Genomic DNA, 1,501 nt, shown 5'->3' on the forward strand with positions numbered 1-1,501 from the left:
CTGGCAGGCACTTCCGCCGGAAATCTGTCTTCCATCCGCATCGATTACATCCGCTCCATTTCTCCCGGGGACAAGGCAGCAGGCTATGATGAGCTCGCTGCCCGCTGGGAAGAAACGGCCCTGTCCATGTGGGGTGTCGTCATCCGGCACAAACGGGAGCATATTTCCATGGATATCCATGTGGAAAAGGATGAAAATTTCATCGTGCAGAGGCTTCTTTGCGAAAAGCGCTGCGGGAAAGTCACCCGGATAGATGAAACGACCTGGCGTTTTGAAGCAGATGTCATGGATTCCCTGGAAATGGTCCCCTGGATCCGCACCTTTTTCGGCCGCATCACGAGGCTTTCCGCGGATAATCCCCGGCTTCTCCGCTGGATCCGGCAGGATTTGAGGGAAATGTCCTCTCTATACGAGGTGACCCATGATATTCAGTGAAATATACAGCCTTTACTACAAAGCGGTCTCCAGAATCCTCGCCCTTGCCGTGGAAGGGAAACTGACGGAAAAAGACATGTATGCCCTCGCCCGCGAAAATGCCTTTCCCGAAAGTCCCATGACCATTGTCCCCGCCTTGAAGAATCAGGAATGGCCGCTTTTAACCGGTGACCTCCATACGCCTCTTGCCAAAGCGCCCCGGCTTCCCCTCACCACCCTTGAAAAGCGGTGGCTGAAGACGGTCCTTTCCGACCCCAGGGCCTCCCTCTTTGCGCCGGAAATGGCAGGACTTGAAGAAATAGAACCTCTCTTTGACCCGAAAGACATCGTCTATTTTGACCGCTATACGGACGGAGACCCTTTTACCGATCAGGACTACCGGGACCGTTTCCGCACCATCTGGAAAGCCCTCAAAGAGAAAAAACTTCTACATCTGGAATTTTTAAGCAGCAAAGGAAATACCATTTCCGGCACCTACCTCCCGGTGAAACTGGAATATTCCGACGTGGATGACAAGTTCCGTCTCCTTGCCCTTCGGGAGGGCCGTCTATACACCATCGGCCCCGGCCGCCTCACAAAGGCAGAAACGGAAGGCCCTGCATCGGATGAACCCCTTCCCCCTGAATTTTTCCCGAAACGGACTTGCGTCTTCATCATCACCGATGAAAGAAACGCCCTCCAGCGGGTGCTCATGCAGTTTTCCCATTATAAAAAAGAAGCGGAAAAACTGGACGAAAAGCACGTGAAAGTCACCCTCACCTATGAGGAAGAAGAAGAAGCGGACCTCACCATCCAGCTCCTCTCCTTCGGACGGTTCATAGAGGTCCTCTCCCCGGAATCCATCCGGAAAAATATAAGGGAACGGATTCAGAAACAAATCCGGTTCTTCAACAATTGACCCCGCCGGACTCGTCCAATGACCGAACAGGCAGCAATAGCTAATGGCTGATGGCTAACGGCTGTCAGCTATCCCCCTGCGCATGTAAAACCATGAGGAAATATCTCTCCCGCCTGAGTACATTCCCCATAAATATTCGTGCTGCATCAGCAGCGCCCCGCACCCCGC

Annotated in this window: 2 protein-coding genes; both read left to right on the forward strand. The window is 53.2% G+C overall.

All coding sequences use genetic code 11. From position 1 onward, the window contains the following. Positions 1–435 (forward strand): hypothetical protein (locus tag QZN42_RS09835; protein ID WP_296957205.1); only part of this gene is annotated, 435 nt, incomplete at its 5' end. Further along, the gene (locus tag QZN42_RS09840; protein WP_296957208.1) at positions 422–1,333 is read left to right on the forward strand and encodes a WYL domain-containing protein; all 912 of its coding nucleotides are present in this window, start codon (positions 422–424) and stop codon (positions 1,331–1,333) included. The genes QZN42_RS09835 and QZN42_RS09840, both read left to right, overlap by 14 nt. The last annotated feature ends 168 nt before the right edge of the window (positions 1,334–1,501 follow it).

It is taken from the genome of uncultured Dialister sp., from assembly GCA_900314595.1.
GTDB lineage: Bacteria > Bacillota > Negativicutes > Veillonellales > Dialisteraceae > Dialister.